This is a genomic window from Hyphomonas polymorpha PS728, from assembly GCF_000685315.1.
GTDB lineage: Bacteria > Pseudomonadota > Alphaproteobacteria > Caulobacterales > Hyphomonadaceae > Hyphomonas > Hyphomonas polymorpha.
Map to the genome: position 1 here is coordinate 1 of NZ_ARYM01000009.1, position 15,080 is coordinate 15,080.

The window sequence follows — 15,080 nt, forward strand, 5'->3', positions numbered from 1 at the left end:
ATTAATTTCTGGGAGGATTACCGGGGGATGGTGACCGGGCGGGTGAGCACGCCAGCGTCTTGTAAAAAACGCCCCTCCCTTCAACCTTGGCACACATCTCGCATAGCGTCTGCCATGAACCCGCAGCGCCCCAAACGTCCGTCTGAGAAAACCGCGCAGGATCTGGCGCAGGATGCCGGGTTTCAGCTGCTGGTCGGCCAGATGCGCCAGGCCCGCGCCGCGCAGGCGCGCTTTGCCGGGCGCATGGCGGCGGTCTTCACCGGCGCCGGTATCGCCGCCGTTTACCTTATTGTCTCCAGCCTTTCCGAATAGGCCGCGCGGCCACGCCGCCTTGCCAGGCGCGCCCTTTTCTGGTGCCCTCGAAGCCGCCCCACAACCCTGGCCGGAAACCTCCGCCAGCAACTCCAAAGGCCCGGCGTGAAACGCTTGCCCGCCCTTCTTGCCGCTGCCGCGCTGCTGGCGGCGCTGCCCGCCCCTGCCGGGGCGCAGGGCGCGCTGGTCGCCACGGCGGCTGAGCTCACCGCCCAGGCAGAGACGCTCCAGCCCGGAGACTGGGTGTGGGCGCCCGCCCTCTCCCCCGCCGGCCCGGTCACCCTGTTTGTGGACCTCACCCGGCAAACCGCCACCGTCTATCGCAATGGCGTGCGCATTGGCATCTCCACCATCTCCTCCGGCAAGCCCGGCCATGAAACGCCCACGGGCGTTTTCGTCATCCTGCAGAAGGATGCCGATCACCGGTCAAACCTCTATGACAACGCCCCCATGCCCTATCAGCAGCGCCTCACCTGGGATGGCATCGCGCTGCATGCCGGCGCCCTGCCCGGCTATCCGCAGAGCCATGGCTGCATCCGCCTGCCGCTGGAATTTGCCAAACGCCTCTTCGCCGTCACCGAGATGGGCGGCACGGTCATCGTCTCCGGCGTGGCGGGAGAGCCCGCGATCACGCCCGCCCCCGGCCTCCTGGCGGCCGAAGGCCCCGGCGGCGTGCCGCTGGACCACGCTCCACTGGCAGGCGACGAGCTTTACCGCTGGATGCCGGACAGCGCCCCCGAAGGCCCGCTCACCCTCGTCATCTCGCGCCGCGATCAAACCCTGGTGGCCCTGCGCGGGGCCGCCGAAATCGGCCGCGCCCGCGTCTATGTCCCGCAAGGCGAAACAGCCACGCATGTGCTGATGCTCAGCCAGGCGCCGGGGGGCGCCCTTCACTGGATCCAGTTGGAACTGCCCGAAGGCAAGCCCGGCGCGCCGGTGGCCACGCTGCCGCCCGCCTCGCCCGATGAGCTGGCCGATCAGGCGCTGCTGCCGCCCGCCTTTGCCGCGCTGCTGGAGCCCCTGCTGCTGCCGGGCACCACCATCCTGATCACGCCGGAATCTCTGGAAGAAGGCTCCGGCGGCCTGCCCCTCACCATTGCGGACGCCATCGGCTGAGCGCCTGAAAGTCTTCCTTCAGCGCGCCGATGAAAGCGGCCGACGCAGCCGCCGCCGCATGCGCAGCGCATGGGCCAGATCGCTTTCCCCGCCGCCGGGCGCGCTGCCCACATCCAGCCGGGACAATCCCGCCGCCAGCCGCGCCAGCGTCTCGGCCTCGTCATTCTGTAGTCTCGCGGCGGTTTTCCGCTCTGTCCGTTTCATGTCCATGTCTGTCTCCTGATGCTTACTTTGTCAGTTCGCTCGGTCGAGATCAGCCTCCCGTGGCGTCAATATAGGTCAGCGCGGCGTCCCTTCCCACCCCGCACAACCTTAAGGATTGTTTGCATTCGCCCCGCTTTGGCGGCAAAGGAGCGCCATGCTGAAAACCCGCATCATCCCCTGCCTCGACGTGAAAGACGGGCGCACCGTGAAGGGCGTCAACTTCGTGGACCTGAAAGACGCCGGCGACCCCGTAGCCCTCGCCCGCGTCTATGACGCCGCCGGCGCTGACGAGCTTTGCTTCCTGGATATCACCGCCAGCCATGAAGGCCGCGGCACGCTGCTGGAAACCGTCAGCCGCACGGCAGAGGCCTGTTTCATGCCGCTCACTGTGGGCGGCGGCGTGCGCTCGGTGGAAGATATGGTCGCGCTTCTGAGGGCAGGCGCCGACAAGGTGGCGATCAATTCGGCCGCGGTTGCAGATCCAGCGCTCATCTCCGCCTGCGCCGCCAAGGCCGGCCGCCAATGCGTCGTCGTCGCCATCGATGCGCGCGCCGTGGACGGCCATTGGGAAATCTTCACCCATGGCGGGCGCAAGCCCACCGGGATCAACGCGGTCGAGTTTGCCCGCGAAGCTGCGCGCCGCGGCGCGGGCGAAATCCTGCTCACCTCGATGGACCGGGACGGCACGAAATCGGGCTACGACATCCCGCTCCTGAAAGCGGTCTCCTCCGCCGTCACCATCCCCGTCATCGCCTCTGGCGGCGCGGGCAGCGTGGCAGACTTCGCCCCCGCCGTGCTTGAAGGCGGCGCCAGCGCTGTGCTCGCCGCCTCCATCTTCCATTTCGGCGAAGCGACCCTGGCCGAGGCCCGCGCAGCCCTCGCCGAAGCGGGCGCGCCGGTGCGCTCCCTTTAAGCCCTTCTCCCGAAGGAGAAGGGGCTTGAAACGTTACTCCGAAAACACCGGCTTGCGCTTCTGCATTTCGGCCATCACCGCTTCCATCTGGTTGGGTGTACGGATCACCTTCTTCTGCTCGTCGCTTTCCATTTGCAGCAGTTCGGCGTCGGTGCTGTCGGCCATCGCATTCAGCAGGCGTTTGGCCCCCTGCATCGCGGCGGGGTTCTTGCTCGCCATCAGCTTGGCCAGCCACAGCGCATCTTCCAGCGGCGTCTCGGAAACCTTGGTGGCAAATCCCAGCGCATGGGCCTCGGTACCCTTGAACTCGCGGTTGGTGTAAGTCAGCTCACGGAGCACATCGTCGCGCACATTGCCGCGCCACAGGGGGAAGCCCGCCATGTCCGGCACGAGGCCCCATTTCATTTCCATGATCGCGCAACGCGTTTCCGGATGAATGATGCGGATGTCCGCGCCTGAAAGAATCTGGAAGCCGCCGCCGAAGGCCACGCCATGGGCCGCTGCGATCACTGGCACCGGCAGCTCGCGCCAGCCCCAAGCCACATATTGGGCAAGGTTGGCAATGCCATGGCTGCGGTCGCCCAGATTGGAGGTCACATTCCCCTGCCCCGGCTTCTTGTCCTCGCTCGCGGCGAAGTTCGACAGGTCGAGACCGGCGCAGAAGGCACGGCCCTCGCCGGAAAGCACCACCACACGCAGGCCCTTGGTCGCCTTCAGCGTGTTGATCGCTTCGGCAATGCCGGCGAACATCGCCGGGTCCAGCGCATTCATCTTGTCGGTACGGATCAGGCGCACATCGGCAACGCCATCCTCCAGCATGGTAATCGAAACGCGGTCTTTCATCATGGCATCCTCCGGAACTTTGAGGTGAAGCTGGCGCCCTTCCGCTGGGGACGTCAAGCGGTCTGGAGGGCGGAAGTCCGCGCAAACTTTCCAGGGGGCTGGCCAACATGGCGGCTGAACGCGGTGCTGAACGTGCTGGCCGATCCATAGCCCACCCGGCGGGCGACCTCATCCATCGGCAAGTCCTCCCGCCGCAGCAGATCCTTGGCCAGGGCCATCCGCCAGGCCAGCAGGTATTCCATGGGCCGCAGGCCGACCGTGCGGGTAAACCGGTCAAAAAAAGCAGAGCGGGAGAGGCCCGCCTCCCGGCCGAGTTCATCAATCGTCCAGGGCTTCTGCGGGTCCTCATGCATCTGCCGGAGCGCCTCTGAGATGCGGACATCTGACAGCCCCCGGAGTAGTCCGGGTGCCGCATCGCCACTTTGCGATGCGCGCAGCGCCTCGATCAGCAACACTTCCACAAGGCGCTCCAGCACCAGGTCACGCCCGGCTCTCTCGCTGCTGGCTTCCTGCCCGAACAGATGCACAAGCGCCGAAAGCCGACTGTCGCCATGAATATGGATCAAGCGCGGAAGAAGCGACACAATCAGGGCGGCATCGGGCGAGCCAAAGAGAAAATAGCCGCCCTGCAGCCGCACATCCGGCGGGCCTGACGCACGTCCGTGACGCACCTCCTCACCGGAACGCATCGCTTTCCTTGGATCGATCCGCTTTGCAGGCGCAGGTTCAAAGCCGGACATCGTGAAGGCCGGCGTGGAAGGCAAAAGCACAAAGTCGCCTTCCTCCAGGGTGATTGCGGGCTCGCCGGCAACGGCCAGCCGGCACCGCCCTTCGAGCACTGCACAGAAGCCCGGATGTCCGAACTCGGAATAACTGACCGCCCATCTTCCGGCGCCGCTGATGCCCTTGGAGAACATCGTGCTTGGCCGCAGCAAACGGATCATCTGAGAAAGGGGGTCGATCATTTCGGACTTTTGCAAATGAAATAGAGACTATTGATTGATGATAGTCCTGATCACGCGCCTTAATCTCTTTCCTGTCAAGCATAGACAGGAAAGGAACTCTCACCATGAACACCGTCCTCATCACCGGCTGTTCGTCCGGCTATGGCCTTGAAACGGCCCGCTACTTCCATGCCCAGGGGTGGAACGTAATCGCCACCATGCGCACGCCCCGCGAAGGTATCCTGCCCCCGTCCGCCCGCATGCACGTTCTGCCTCTGGATGTGACCCGGCCGGAGAGCATTGCAGACGCGCTGGAGATGGCGGGCCCGATTGATGTTCTCGTGAACAATGCCGGTATCGGCGTTGTCGGTGCTTTCGAAGCAACGCCCATGGCGCATATCCGCAAGGTGTTTGAAACCAACACGTTCGGCGTGATGGCCGTGTGCCAGGCAGCGATACCGATGTTCCGGGCCCGGAAGTCCGGAGTGATCGTCAATGTCACCTCCAGCGTGACCCTCGCCCCGATGCCGCTGGCTGCGGCCTACACAGCCAGCAAGCAAGCGATTGAAGGCTTCACCGGATCGCTCGCCCATGAGCTGGCCTATTTCGGGGTCCGCGCCAAACTTGTGGAGCCCGGCTACGCACCAACGACACGCTTCTCGCAGAATACCGAAGTGCGCCTCGAAGATCTGATTCCGGAAAGCTATGCCGGCTTTGCTGAGCCCATCCTAGAAGGCTTTGCCACCCCCGCTCTTGTCACAAAGGAGCAGGACGTTGCCGAGGCCATCTGGCGCGCCGCGGGCGATCTCACCGGACAGCTCCGCTTCCCCGCTGGTCTGGATGCCGTGGCCCTCGCCGCAGCCTGACCGGCAATGCGCCTTCCCGCCCCTTCTCCCGGCAGGGAGAAGGGGTTAGAGGAAGACTATGACTGCCAAAGCCCCCCTCGCCTCGCCTGCGCGCCTCGCCGCTGCCCTGACGCATCTTGCCGAAACCATCGACGCGCGCGCGCTTGAGGGCGACGCCGCCTCAAGCTGGACGGCGAAGCTGCTCGCCAAGGGCCCGGATGCTGCCGCCTCGAAAGTGGCCGAGGAAGGCGGGGAGCTGGCAGAGGCCGTTCGCCGCGAGAGTGACGAGCGGGTAGCGAGTGAGGCGGCGGACGTCCTCTACCATGTCTTCGTCGCCCTCCGGTCGCGCGGGGTCGCGCTCGACGCCGTGGCCGCCGCCCTCGAAAAGCGCCAGGGCACCTCTGGCATCTCCGAAAAAGCCGCGCGCCCGCCCAAGGACTGAAAAAACTCCAACGGCGTTGGAGTTTTTGGTCTCGCGGTTGGAGTTTTTTTAGAGCTTCGTTGGAGTTTTTGGCGCCCTTATCCACGGGATAAGCGGGCCCCTGTCCAACCCCTTACATATCTTTCGGGGGCTTGAGGCGGCGCTTGGTCTGGTGGGCTTCGGCCTTCTCGCCATCGGGCTTCTCGCCCCGCATGTAATGGCGCTGCCAGCGCTCTTTCATGGCGTTTTCCTCGCCAGATTTGAGGCGCGTGTTGAAGTCCGCCCGGCTTTCCCGCCAGCCTTCATATTCCTTCACCAGCTCCGGATTGGTTTTCAGCAGCTTGCGTTCCGGCGTGATCTCTTCCAGCCGCTTGTGTTCCATAAGTGTAATGAAAGCAAAGGGTTCCCCCTTTTTGAAGATCACTTCGCCCGGCCGGGTCATCTGCCAGTTCATGGTGAAGGGAAAGGGCAGCCAGTCGGTCTCCACCAGGCCCGTCAGCGGCGCGATCCCGTCCTTCGGCCAGTTGGGCGCCCCGGTCACCCAGACGCCCCAGCCGGGCGGGGTGCGGAAGAGGTGCCCGGTATGGAACGTCACGATGCCGCGCATGAAATGGGCATCCGCAAAGCTCGGAATCGCGCGCGGGTCGCCCGTCGTCAGAAGCTGGATGTCTTCATTCCGCGGCCCGCCATTCCATTTGATCTTGATGTCCATCGGGCAGAGAATTTCCCAGCCCGTGGAGTTCGCCATCGTCAGCGGCAGGCACCGGTAGGGGTGGCGGTCGGTGAAGGCGTCCATCCATTCCCGGTCAGACCGGCCGGGCACGATCTCGGGGGCGACGTCGTAAATCTTATAACATTCAAGGCGCATGAATGGCTTTCCGCTTCCTGGCTGCTTGACGGGCAGGCAAAGTCCTGCCCCAAAGGACACCATGCCTGCAAGCCCTGATGACCTCTTCGCCTATCTCGACAGCCTCGGCATCGCTCACCAGACCACTTGGCATGAGGCCATGTTCACGGTTGAGCAGTCCTCTGCCCTGAAGGCGGACATGCCCGGCGCCCATACCAAAAACCTGTTCCTGAAAGCCGCCGATGGCGATCTCGTCCTGATCGCCGCCGAAGCGCATAATCAGTTGAAGCTCAACCAGCTGCACCGGAAGATCGGCACAAAACGCCTCTCCTTCGGCGCGCCGGATCTGATGACCGAAGTGCTCGGTGTCACGCCCGGTTCGGTCACCGCCTTTGCCCTGATGAACGACCGCCCGGCCCGCGTGCGGTTCCTCGTCGACGCGGTCCTTGCCGGCGCGGATATCGTGAACTTCCACCCGCTGACCAACACCGGAACCACGGCCATCAGCCAGGCAGATTTCCGCCGCTTCGTGGACGCGACCGGGCACGGCTTTGAAATCTTGGATTTTTCCGAGCTCTGAACCGGCCCCGCTTGACCCCATGGCCGCTTGGCGCGCAGGCTGGCGCATACGCCCTGCCTGTTTGAGCCTCGCCATGAAGCCGCAAGAGCCTGCATCCCCGTTCGAAATCGACATTGGCCTGCGGTCGCTGGACGAACTTTTCAACTCGCTCGACCCCTCCCCCCTCGTAGACCGCGATATCGACGATGCCATCGAGGATTTCATCGTGGATTCCGTGCCGGAGGCTCCGCGCGGCGCGCAGATCTCCCTGGTCCTCCATCTGCCCATAGGCCATCTGAGCGGCCTTGACCCGGCCGCGCTGGAGCAGTCGATCACCAACTACTTCTCATTTCTGGAAGCCCGGCAGACGCGGCAGCTCAGGCTATTCCTGAAGGAAAGCCGCCGAGACGCGCTGGTCGGCCTTCTCTTCCTGATCGCCTGCATTGCCGGCAGCCAGCTGGTCCGCGCGCTGGGGCCCAGTATGAGTACGGCCCTCATCAGCGAAGGGCTGATCATCATCGGATGGGTCGCAAACTGGCGCCCCGTCGCGGCGTTCCTGTATGACTGGAGACCGATGCGGGAGAAGGCGCGCATCTATGCCCGCCTCTCCGCCCTCCGGCTTCAGCTGCGCGAAGATGTCAGGAAAGCGCCTTCGCCGTTTCCGGCTTGATGATGCCGCGATTGAGTAGTTCTTCGGCGATCTGCACGGCGTTGAGCGCAGCGCCCTTGCGCAGATTGTCCGACACGCACCAGAAGGCGAGGCCGTTCTCGGTGGTGGGGTCGTTGCGGATGCGGCTGATATAGGTCGCCCACTCGCCCACGCACTCTTTCGGCGTGATGTAGAGGTCTTCCTTGGGATCATCGACCACCATCAGGCCGGGGCTTTCGCGCAGCAGGGCGCGGCACTCATCCGCCGTCATATGGCCGATGGTCTCGATATGAACCGCTTCGGAATGGCCGACGAACACCGGCACGCGCACGCAGGTGGCGACCAGTTCGATGCTCTCGTCGACGATCTTCTTCGTCTCGACGCGCATCTTCCATTCTTCCTTGGTGTAGCCGTCATCCATGAACACATCGATCTGCGGGATCAGGTTGAAGGCGATCTCTTTCGGGAAGACTTCCGGGGTAGGCTCATCGTTCACAAACACGCCGCGCGTCTGGTTCCACAGCTCGTCCATCGCGTCCTTGCCCTTGCCGGAAACCGACTGATAGGTGGCCACAACCACGCGCTTGATGCCGACGGCATCATGAATGGGTTTCAGCGCCACAACCAGCTGGGCCGTCGAGCAGTTGGGGTTTGCGATGATGCCCTTCTTCTCATAGCCGAGCACGGCGTCAGCGTTCACTTCCGGTACGACCAGCGGCACATCCGGGTCCATCCGCCACTGCGAGGAGTTGTCGATCACGATGGCGCCCGCCTTGGCGATCTTGGGCGACCAGACCTTCGAAACAGACCCGCCAGCCGACATCAGGACAACGTCCACCTTGCTGAAGTCGAACTGTTCGAGATCATGGCATTTCAGCGTGCGGTCGCCATAGGAGACTTCCTTGCCGATGGAGCGGCGCGAGGCGACAGCGTAGACTTCATCGGCCGGAAACAGCCGCTCATCGAGAATATTGAGGAGTTCCCGCCCAACATTGCCTGTGGCGCCGACAACCGCGATGCGTGTGCCCATGATAATCTCCTCTTGTGCTTGTTCGCGGGCTATATGGCCCATCTCGACCGCATCTTAAAGCGGCTTGTGCAATTCCCCCGCGTCGGGCAGGACTGCCCCGGGCTTAACAGGGCGGAGCTGGGATCATGCTCGACGAGATAATCCGCAAGTATATCGCCGCGTATAATGAGCGCGATATTGATGGAATGCTGTCCTATGTGACCGAAGATGTGGTGTTCGAGAACATCTCCAACACCGGCCAGTCGATGCGGCTGGAAGGCAAGGACATGATGCGCCAGGTGGCCGAAGTTTCCGGCAATGCCTTCTCCTATCGCCGCCAGCGGCTGATCAATCTTGTCTCCGGCGCGGGCAAGGCAGCCGCCGAAATCGAGTTTGAAGGCCGCGCAGCCGTGGACCTTCCGACCGGCGTGAAAGCCGGCCAGTCGGTCAAGGTGCGCGGGGCAAGCTTCTTCGAATTCCGCGGCCCCCTGCTCTGCCGGATTGCCGATTACAGCTAAGCAGAGAAGCGGCGATCATATTCGCTGCGCAAGCGCACCCAGTTGTCCCAGTGGGGCGCAGCTTTGGTTCCGGCGAGTTTCGCTTCCAGAACATCCACATGCGCATGCCAGCCGGCGGAGACGCTGAGCAGGACATCGCGCGTCGGCGGGCGGCGATGGGTGATGGTCAACAGCGTGTCTTCGCCCTTTTCGGCCAGTTCGAACAGAACGTCCGACTGCACGCCCCAGCTGATGAACAGGCGGCGAGGCGGGTCCACGTCGAGTATTTTGCAGGTCATGCGGTTTTCAGCGCCCATGCCGTCTGGCCGCGCGCCGGGCGGATCGGTCAGCTCATCATTGCGCCAGACAAATTCAAACTCGGTGCCCGGAGAAAGGTCCATAACGCCCGAGGCGAGCCATTGCCGGCGCAGCTCGCTCTGCGTGAGATAGTCCCATACGCGTTCGACCGGGCCCGGCAGCAGACGCTCAAGCTTCAGAACCGTCGGCTCAACGAGTTGGCCGTAGGCGGAGGATTTCGTGGTCTGGGTCATGATTTCTTTCCTTTGGGGGATGAGGCGCTGGCATCTGCCTCGCGCAGCAGGCGTTCGAGCGTGTCGAGGCGGCCAGTCCAGAAGCGTTCATAGAAGGCAAGCCAGGATGAGACGTCCGCGAGCGGGCCGGCCTCAAGATGGCAGACATGGGTGCGCCCGCGCACTTCGCGGCGGATAAGCCCCGCCCCTTCCAGCGCCTTGATGTGTTTCGAGGCTGCGGCAAGCGACATCTCGAAGGGCTCGGCAAGCTGGCTGACGGTGCGGGCACCTTCGGTCAGATCACGGAGCATATGGCGGCGGGTGGCGTCTCCCAAAGCATGGAACACGGCGTCGAGGCGGGGGGCATCTAGTTCAACCATGTGGTTGAATATAGACCGCGCCCCCGAATAGTCAACCATTTGGTTGAATTATTATCAGCCCGCCGCTTTCAGCATGGGCCGGCGCAATTCCGGGCTGAGCCTTTCGCCCATCAGATCGATGAAGTTTTCCGAATAGAAGGCTGTGATCTGCGATGGCGTGCAGCCCTGCAGCGTCTCATCAAACCGCTTTAGGGGATTTCGTCCGCCTTCCACATGCGGATAGTCCGACGAAAAGAGACAGATCTCGTCGCCTGCATTGCGGATGATCCAGCCGGCATCCTCATGCGGATAGGGCGCGGCGCGGAACTGGCGGCGCACAATTTCCGAAGGTTTTGCCGAGAGCTTCTGCAAGCGCTCTTCATTGCGCACGAAGGCATGCGCCGCCGAATCCATCGCGCGCATCCATCCGGGAACCCAGGACGCGCCAAGCTCGATGGCGCCCCATTTCAGCTTCGGAAACCGGTCAAACACGCCATCGAAAATCAGTGTTGCCAGCGTCTGCATCGCAGCATTGGGAATGGGCATATAGGAAACGGACGTGAAATTGTCGTCGCCGCCATGGAAATCCGGCACAGGCGGAAGCCCGTTCTCCTTGTAAACCGGGTTCATCTTCTCCTCGCCGCCGACATGTAAGAGGATCGGCAGACCCGCCTCCTCTGCCATGCGCCAGACCGGATCAAGGCCGATATGGCTCGGCGAATGCTTCTGCGGGCAGAGCGAGGGAACCATCAGCGCCTTTGCGCCCAGCCGAATGGCAAGCCTTGCTGTTTGCTCCGCCCTCTGAAAATCTTCCAGCGGCACATAGGCGACGGCGAGGAGGCGGCGGTCGATGGCGCAGAAATCGGTCATCATCCGGTTATGCGCGTCAGCGGCTGCGTAGCAGAGCTCCATATCGTCTGACTGGTCGAGCCCGAAATTGCCAAGACAGAAGGTGGTGAAGACAAGCTGGCTGGCAAAGCCCAGCCGGTCGAGCGCGGCGGGCCGGTCTTCACGGCGGAAAGCGCCGAGCGCTTCATAATTCTTCTTCAGCAGGATCGCATCGCCCGCCGCCGCGCGATAGGCGGCGTCTTCATGCCGGGCACGTTCCTCATCCATCCAGTGGGCGTGGGACTGTTTCCACTTGTAGACCGGCAGCGCGTGATAGCGCGCCAGCAGGCGGCGCTCGAAATAGGGATCGAGCACATCCGTCATCTCCATCAGATGACTGTCGGCATCATGAATGAGCCGCCCGGCAGCGTATGACATTACTTGTTTCCTCCGCTCTTGTTTTGAGCGGAGGATGTCACAAGGCAGATGGATTGTCCAAATCCGGACGGAAAAGGACGATCAGAGCGCCGCCAGGATCGCGTCTGCCATCTGGCGGGTGGTGAGGTCGCCGCCGAGATCGCGCGTGCGCGCGCCGCGATCAAGCGCCTTGCCAACGGCCGCAAAAAGCGTGTCAGCCGCTTTTTCTTTCCCCAGAGACCAGCGCAGCGCCATTTCCAACGACAGGATCGCGGCACAGGGATTGGCTATTCCCTGCCCGGCAATGTCCGGCGCAGATCCGTGAACCGGCTCATACAGACCCGGCACACCCGGCGCGCCGAGCGAGGCCGATGGCAGCATGCCGATGGACCCTGTCAGCATCGCAGCCTCGTCAGAGAGAATATCGCCGAAGAGATTGTCCGCCAGGATCACGTCAAACTGTTTGGGCGCCCGGACGAGTTCCATGGCGCAAGCATCGGCATACATATGGGATAGCTCGACACCGCCGCCGAGTTCGGCATGGGCGAGCGTCACTTCCTGGCGCCAGAAGAGACCCGACTCCATGACATTCGATTTTTCGACCGAGGTGACACGGGCATCGCGGCCGCGGGCAATCTCGAAGGCCACGCGCGCAACGCGCTCGATCTCCGGATGGGTATAGACAGCCGTGTCATAGCCCCGGCGCAGGCCGCCCTGCTCGTCAATGCCGCGCGGCTGGCCGAAATAGACCCCGCCCGTCAGTTCCCGGACGATCATGATGTCGAGGCCCTCGACGCGGTCTTTCTTCAGGCTGGAGGCTTCCACCAGCGCCGGAAAACAGAAAGCCGGGCGAAGATTTGCAAAAACGTCCAGACCCTTGCGCAAGGCAAGCAGGCCAGCCTCCGGGCGTTTGTCGCGTCCCACGCCGTTCCATTTGGGGCCGCCCACAGCGCCGAGCAGAACTGCGCTCGCCTTGCGGGCGCGCTCCAGCGTCTCATCGGTCAGCGGTGTGCCATGCGCATCGAAGCTGGCGCCGCCAACAAGGCCCTCCTCAATCTGCACATCGGGCACAAGCGCTTCAGCGATACGCCGTGCCTGAGCCACAACTTCGGGGCCAATGCCGTCACCCGGCAGCAGAAGGAGGGTCTGTCTCATGGGAATTCAACGCCTGCAATGTTCCAACACTGCGGCGCGTCTTACTGCCAGGCTGCCGATTAATCAAAAAGAATTCGGATCGACATTCTGCTTTGCCGCTGAGCCGGCGGCTTCGGCCTGAGCGGCTTGATCCTGATCCCGCTTTGCCCAATCGGACACCGTCCGGCATTCACGCTTGGCAATTTTCGAACCGGTTATGTCGAGCGTGCGGCACTCCCGCTCTTCATTTGCTGCCATGCCGGCCGGCGTACCGGCGCAGGCAACCATTGAGAGCATGGCGATGAGTGGCAAACTGCGCAGTATAGAACGAACCATAATTCCCCGCTTTCTGTGTATTTCAATTTCTAGGAAGCGATGTTGTGCAAGGCAACGAATAATCGTTGCCCCACTCGTTTTATTATTTGGGAAATAATACCCACATCATCCGGAGGCCGGGCTGCCGGAATTTTCACCAGCAGAGTGCCAGCTTCCGCTAAACGCCTGATAGGAAAATATCAGCGCGCCCGTTCCAGCCAGGGCGTGGTCAGGCGGCGCTGCTCTTCGAACCGGTCAATATGGGAGCCGGCCGTCAGTGAGGCACCGATTTCATCAAGGCCCGCGATGAGATTCGACTTTCGGCCTGGGTCAACGTCGAAGTGATGCACTTCGCCCGACGGGGTCGTCACGGTCTGGCTTTCCAGGTCCACCGAGAAAACATGGTTCGGCCCGCCAGCTTCTGCAGCGAGCTTTTCACAAACCTCTGCCGGAAGCCGGACGGGAAGAATGCCGTTCTTGTAACAGTTGTTGTGGAAGATATCGGCAAAGGAGGGGGCGATAATGCAGGTGATGCCCTGATCGGCCAGCGCCCAGGGCGCATGCTCCCGTGAGGAGCCGCAGCCAAAGTTTTCGCCTGCGATCAGGATGCTCGCCTTGGCATATTGCGGGCGATTCAACACGAAATTCGGGTCTTCGGAGCCATCAGCGCGCGTTTTCAGCTCATAGAAGAGGCCCTTGGCCAGACCGGTGCGCTCGGTCGTCTTCAGGAACTGTTTCGGGATGATCATGTCGGTGTCGACATTGGACATGGGCTTGCCCTTGTCCATGAGCGGCGCGGCGGTTCCATCAAGGCGTGTGAACGGGGTCATGGGGAGAGCTTCTAAACCGTCTCATGGGCAATGAACAAGGTCGGTACATTCATAGTACCGTTGCGGATGGTGAAGACCCGGCTGCCGGGCTTGCGGCCCTTGCGGATCTCGGAAATGTCAAAGCCGCTGTCGGTGAGGCGCTTGTGCGCCGCCTCGATGTCTTTGACCGCCCAGGTCAGCCCCCAGAAGGTATCGGGCCGGCCGGTATCCTCTGGCTCTGACAGGCGCCGGGCAATCTCGATCGTCAGCCCGCCCGTTCGGAAAAAGATCAGGCGCACGCCCCAGTCCGGGTTGGTCCGGTCCATAGCCAGCCGCAGTCCGAGCTTTGCGCCATAGAAGGCGAGTGCCCGGTCCGGCGCTGCCGTGTTGACCACCGCATGATCGAGCCCGTGGACCGCATCTGCCGCCGCTGGCGCCGGTGCAAGTGCCCCTTCCCCCGGCTCGACGACGAACACCTTGATGCCGCCAGCTTTTTCGTCGGGTAGACGCAGGCTCTGCCAGCGGCGTTCTGCGCCGGTTTCGGCGTGTCTGGACTGTCCGGACTTGATGTCACCGGGCTCGAGCCCCCGGCGAACGAATATCTCGCGGTCTGCCGCCAGGCCGTCGCTGCCAAATGCGAGCGTGGTCAGCCCCGGCCCATTCACCTCAATCAGCTCTGCCAGCCGCTGGCCCAGCGGCCCCTCTCCAGCCGGCGCCAGCAGTTCAAGCGAGGTGTTGCCCAGGCGGAACAATGCCGAAGCGCCCCCGCCTTCAACCTCTGCTCCCCAGTCTGCCTTGCGGCCGAGAAGCCGTTCATACACCGCCACGCCGGAGACGATCTCCGGGCAGAGCAGCACCAGATGGTCGAGCCCGGTGATCACGGCGCTTTCACGCTGGCTTGCGGCAGGCAGTCCTGCGGACCTTTGAACCCGGCCAGATCTTCCACCCGGCCCATCCATTTACGGACATTGCCGAACGCCTGCAGGTCAATCTGCGCCTGACCGGCATAAGCCGCGATGCCATAGATATCGAGGTCAGCGATCGTGGCCCCGCCGCCCACCAGCCAGCCGCGCCCGGTGAGCAGACCGTCGAGCTCCTTCAGCGCGCCAAGAGCCGACTGCAGGTTTGCCGCCTGAACCTCCTCCGGAAATTTGAAGAAACCCAGCTTCACCGCCCGCGTGCGATAAATGCCAGTGGTAAGCGGGCCCGCGGCCCAGAACTGCCATTCCCGCGCGCGCAGGCGTTCTGACCGATCCTTCCCGCCAAACTGGCCTGTTTCATCGGCGAGGTAATCCAGGATCACCGAAGATTGGGAAAGACAAATGTCCTTTTCATGATCGTCCAGAACCGGCACCTGACCGTAGCGGTTCTTCGCCAGGAAGGCATCCGCCTTGTGCGCGCCTGCCCGCAGATCGACATGTTCGTAATCGTGCGGCGTGTTGGTCAGGCGCAGCATCAGGCCGACTTTGTAGGTCGGCCCCGAAGGCCACATTCCATGCAGGGTAAATCGGGCCACTGAATATCCTCCG

The 15,080-nt window shown here is 63.0% G+C and carries 21 protein-coding genes; 8 read left to right on the forward strand and 13 right to left on the reverse strand.

Features of this window, described 5'->3' with window-relative positions:
* The first annotated feature begins 114 nt into the window (after window positions 1-114).
* Both HPO_RS08635 and HPO_RS08640 read left to right on the forward strand, forming a co-directional pair.
* Window positions 115-312 carry a hypothetical protein gene (locus HPO_RS08635; RefSeq protein WP_035597181.1) on the forward strand — a complete coding sequence of 66 codons (198 nt, stop codon included), beginning with the start codon at window positions 115-117 and terminating at the stop codon, window positions 310-312.
* 105 nt (window positions 313-417) lie between these two features.
* The gene (locus tag HPO_RS08640; RefSeq protein WP_051612464.1) at window positions 418-1,428 is read left to right on the forward strand and encodes a L,D-transpeptidase family protein; all 1,011 of its coding nucleotides are present in this window, start codon (window positions 418-420) and stop codon (window positions 1,426-1,428) included.
* A gap of 18 nt (window positions 1,429-1,446) precedes the next feature.
* On the opposite strand, the gene HPO_RS08645 is transcribed toward HPO_RS08640, so the two are convergent.
* On the reverse strand, window positions 1,447-1,638 hold the full coding sequence (locus HPO_RS08645; protein WP_035597187.1) for a hypothetical protein: 192 nt from the start codon (window positions 1,636-1,638) through the stop codon (window positions 1,447-1,449).
* A gap of 148 nt (window positions 1,639-1,786) precedes the next feature.
* Between HPO_RS08645 and hisF the strand changes: the two genes are divergently transcribed.
* Window positions 1,787-2,545, forward strand: a complete 759-nt coding sequence (gene hisF, locus HPO_RS08650; protein ID WP_035597190.1) for an imidazole glycerol phosphate synthase subunit HisF — start codon at window positions 1,787-1,789, stop codon at window positions 2,543-2,545.
* Window positions 2,546-2,578: 33 nt separating this feature from the next.
* Here hisF and HPO_RS08655 read toward each other — a convergent pair whose 3' ends face one another.
* Entirely contained in the window at window positions 2,579-3,388 is an 810-nt protein-coding gene (locus tag HPO_RS08655; protein WP_035597562.1) for a crotonase/enoyl-CoA hydratase family protein, read from the reverse strand.
* Window positions 3,389-3,441: 53 nt separating this feature from the next.
* Window positions 3,442-4,353, reverse strand: coding sequence for an AraC family transcriptional regulator (locus HPO_RS08660; protein ID WP_035597193.1), 912 nt, complete (start codon window positions 4,351-4,353; stop codon window positions 3,442-3,444).
* Window positions 4,354-4,457: 104 nt separating this feature from the next.
* Between HPO_RS08660 and HPO_RS08665 the strand changes: the two genes are divergently transcribed.
* Together HPO_RS08665 and hisE are read left to right on the forward strand one after the other, a co-directional pair.
* Window positions 4,458-5,198, forward strand: a complete 741-nt coding sequence (locus tag HPO_RS08665) for an SDR family oxidoreductase (RefSeq protein WP_035597195.1) — start codon at window positions 4,458-4,460, stop codon at window positions 5,196-5,198.
* 58 nt (window positions 5,199-5,256) lie between these two features.
* Window positions 5,257-5,619, forward strand: coding sequence for a phosphoribosyl-ATP diphosphatase (gene hisE, locus HPO_RS08670; protein WP_051612465.1), 363 nt, complete (start codon window positions 5,257-5,259; stop codon window positions 5,617-5,619).
* A 112-nt stretch (window positions 5,620-5,731) separates the two neighbouring features.
* On the opposite strand, the gene HPO_RS08675 is transcribed toward hisE, so the two are convergent.
* A complete protein-coding gene (locus tag HPO_RS08675) occupies window positions 5,732-6,466 on the reverse strand; it encodes a DUF6065 family protein (protein WP_035597197.1) in 735 nt (244 codons plus the stop codon).
* Window positions 6,467-6,527: 61 nt separating this feature from the next.
* Here HPO_RS08675 and HPO_RS08680 point away from each other — a divergent pair, with 61 nt between their 5' ends.
* Together HPO_RS08680 and HPO_RS08685 are read left to right on the forward strand one after the other, a co-directional pair.
* Entirely contained in the window at window positions 6,528-7,025 is a 498-nt protein-coding gene (locus tag HPO_RS08680) for a prolyl-tRNA synthetase associated domain-containing protein (RefSeq protein ID WP_035597198.1), read from the forward strand.
* A gap of 73 nt (window positions 7,026-7,098) precedes the next feature.
* A complete protein-coding gene (locus HPO_RS08685; protein ID WP_035597201.1) occupies window positions 7,099-7,674 on the forward strand; it encodes a hypothetical protein in 576 nt (191 codons plus the stop codon).
* Here the strand turns inward: HPO_RS08685 and HPO_RS08690 are convergent.
* Window positions 7,643-8,683: an aspartate-semialdehyde dehydrogenase gene (locus tag HPO_RS08690; RefSeq protein WP_035597204.1), complete on the reverse strand. Its 1,041-nt coding sequence runs from the start codon at window positions 8,681-8,683 to the stop codon at window positions 7,643-7,645. The two genes, HPO_RS08685 and HPO_RS08690, sit on opposite strands and share 32 nt — an antisense overlap.
* A 125-nt stretch (window positions 8,684-8,808) precedes the next feature.
* On the opposite strand from HPO_RS08690, the gene HPO_RS08695 reads away from it, so the two are divergent.
* On the forward strand, window positions 8,809-9,180 hold the full coding sequence (locus tag HPO_RS08695; protein ID WP_035597207.1) for a nuclear transport factor 2 family protein: 372 nt from the start codon (window positions 8,809-8,811) through the stop codon (window positions 9,178-9,180).
* On the opposite strand, the gene HPO_RS08700 is transcribed toward HPO_RS08695, so the two are convergent.
* The 8 genes from HPO_RS08700 to HPO_RS08735 form a co-directional block, all read right to left on the reverse strand.
* A complete protein-coding gene (locus tag HPO_RS08700) occupies window positions 9,177-9,710 on the reverse strand; it encodes an SRPBCC family protein (protein WP_035597209.1) in 534 nt (177 codons plus the stop codon). The genes HPO_RS08695 and HPO_RS08700 overlap by 4 nt on opposite strands.
* Window positions 9,707-10,069, reverse strand: coding sequence for an ArsR/SmtB family transcription factor (locus HPO_RS08705; protein WP_199285908.1), 363 nt, complete (start codon window positions 10,067-10,069; stop codon window positions 9,707-9,709). Before HPO_RS08705 ends, HPO_RS08700 begins: the two co-directional genes overlap by 4 nt.
* 54 nt (window positions 10,070-10,123) lie before the next feature.
* A complete protein-coding gene (locus tag HPO_RS08710) occupies window positions 10,124-11,314 on the reverse strand; it encodes an amidohydrolase family protein (protein WP_035597212.1) in 1,191 nt (396 codons plus the stop codon).
* A gap of 81 nt (window positions 11,315-11,395) precedes the next feature.
* Window positions 11,396-12,448, reverse strand: coding sequence for a 3-isopropylmalate dehydrogenase (leuB, locus tag HPO_RS08715; RefSeq protein WP_035597215.1), 1,053 nt, complete (start codon window positions 12,446-12,448; stop codon window positions 11,396-11,398).
* 63 nt (window positions 12,449-12,511) lie between these two features.
* A complete protein-coding gene (locus tag HPO_RS08720) occupies window positions 12,512-12,763 on the reverse strand; it encodes a hypothetical protein (protein ID WP_157532750.1) in 252 nt (83 codons plus the stop codon).
* 179 nt (window positions 12,764-12,942) lie between these two features.
* Entirely contained in the window at window positions 12,943-13,572 is a 630-nt protein-coding gene (leuD, locus tag HPO_RS08725) for a 3-isopropylmalate dehydratase small subunit (protein ID WP_035597222.1), read from the reverse strand.
* Window positions 13,573-13,583: 11 nt separating this feature from the next.
* Window positions 13,584-14,432 carry a VOC family protein gene (locus HPO_RS08730; RefSeq protein WP_035597225.1) on the reverse strand — a complete coding sequence of 283 codons (849 nt, stop codon included), beginning with the start codon at window positions 14,430-14,432 and terminating at the stop codon, window positions 13,584-13,586.
* Window positions 14,429-15,067, reverse strand: coding sequence for a glutathione S-transferase family protein (locus HPO_RS08735; protein ID WP_162174029.1), 639 nt, complete (start codon window positions 15,065-15,067; stop codon window positions 14,429-14,431). The genes HPO_RS08730 and HPO_RS08735 overlap by 4 nt, the downstream gene beginning before the upstream one ends.
* Between the last annotated feature and the right edge of the window lie 13 nt (window positions 15,068-15,080).

Bases quoted from the DNA above. Each gene is read 5' to 3' on its own strand.
- HPO_RS08635 (WP_035597181.1), top strand. From the start codon at position 115: ATGAACCCGCAGCGCCCCAAACGTCCGTCTGAGAAAACCGCGCAGGAT.
- HPO_RS08645 (WP_035597187.1), bottom strand. From the start codon at position 1,638: ATGGACATGAAACGGACAGAGCGGAAAACCGCCGCGAGACTACAGAAT.
- hisF (WP_035597190.1), top strand. From the start codon at position 1,787: ATGCTGAAAACCCGCATCATCCCCTGCCTCGACGTGAAAGACGGGCGC.
- HPO_RS08655 (WP_035597562.1), bottom strand. From the start codon at position 3,388: ATGAAAGACCGCGTTTCGATTACCATGCTGGAGGATGGCGTTGCCGAT.
- HPO_RS08660 (WP_035597193.1), bottom strand. From the start codon at position 4,353: ATGATCGACCCCCTTTCTCAGATGATCCGTTTGCTGCGGCCAAGCACG.
- HPO_RS08665 (WP_035597195.1), top strand. From the start codon at position 4,458: ATGAACACCGTCCTCATCACCGGCTGTTCGTCCGGCTATGGCCTTGAA.
- hisE (WP_051612465.1), top strand. From the start codon at position 5,257: ATGACTGCCAAAGCCCCCCTCGCCTCGCCTGCGCGCCTCGCCGCTGCC.
- HPO_RS08675 (WP_035597197.1), bottom strand. From the start codon at position 6,466: ATGCGCCTTGAATGTTATAAGATTTACGACGTCGCCCCCGAGATCGTG.
- HPO_RS08680 (WP_035597198.1), top strand. From the start codon at position 6,528: ATGCCTGCAAGCCCTGATGACCTCTTCGCCTATCTCGACAGCCTCGGC.
- HPO_RS08685 (WP_035597201.1), top strand. From the start codon at position 7,099: ATGAAGCCGCAAGAGCCTGCATCCCCGTTCGAAATCGACATTGGCCTG.
- HPO_RS08690 (WP_035597204.1), bottom strand. From the start codon at position 8,683: ATGGGCACACGCATCGCGGTTGTCGGCGCCACAGGCAATGTTGGGCGG.
- HPO_RS08695 (WP_035597207.1), top strand. From the start codon at position 8,809: ATGCTCGACGAGATAATCCGCAAGTATATCGCCGCGTATAATGAGCGC.
- HPO_RS08700 (WP_035597209.1), bottom strand. From the start codon at position 9,710: ATGACCCAGACCACGAAATCCTCCGCCTACGGCCAACTCGTTGAGCCG.
- HPO_RS08705 (WP_199285908.1), bottom strand. From the start codon at position 10,069: ATGGTTGAACTAGATGCCCCCCGCCTCGACGCCGTGTTCCATGCTTTG.
- HPO_RS08710 (WP_035597212.1), bottom strand. From the start codon at position 11,314: ATGTCATACGCTGCCGGGCGGCTCATTCATGATGCCGACAGTCATCTG.
- leuB (WP_035597215.1), bottom strand. From the start codon at position 12,448: ATGAGACAGACCCTCCTTCTGCTGCCGGGTGACGGCATTGGCCCCGAA.
- HPO_RS08720 (WP_157532750.1), bottom strand. From the start codon at position 12,763: ATGGTTCGTTCTATACTGCGCAGTTTGCCACTCATCGCCATGCTCTCA.
- leuD (WP_035597222.1), bottom strand. From the start codon at position 13,572: ATGACCCCGTTCACACGCCTTGATGGAACCGCCGCGCCGCTCATGGAC.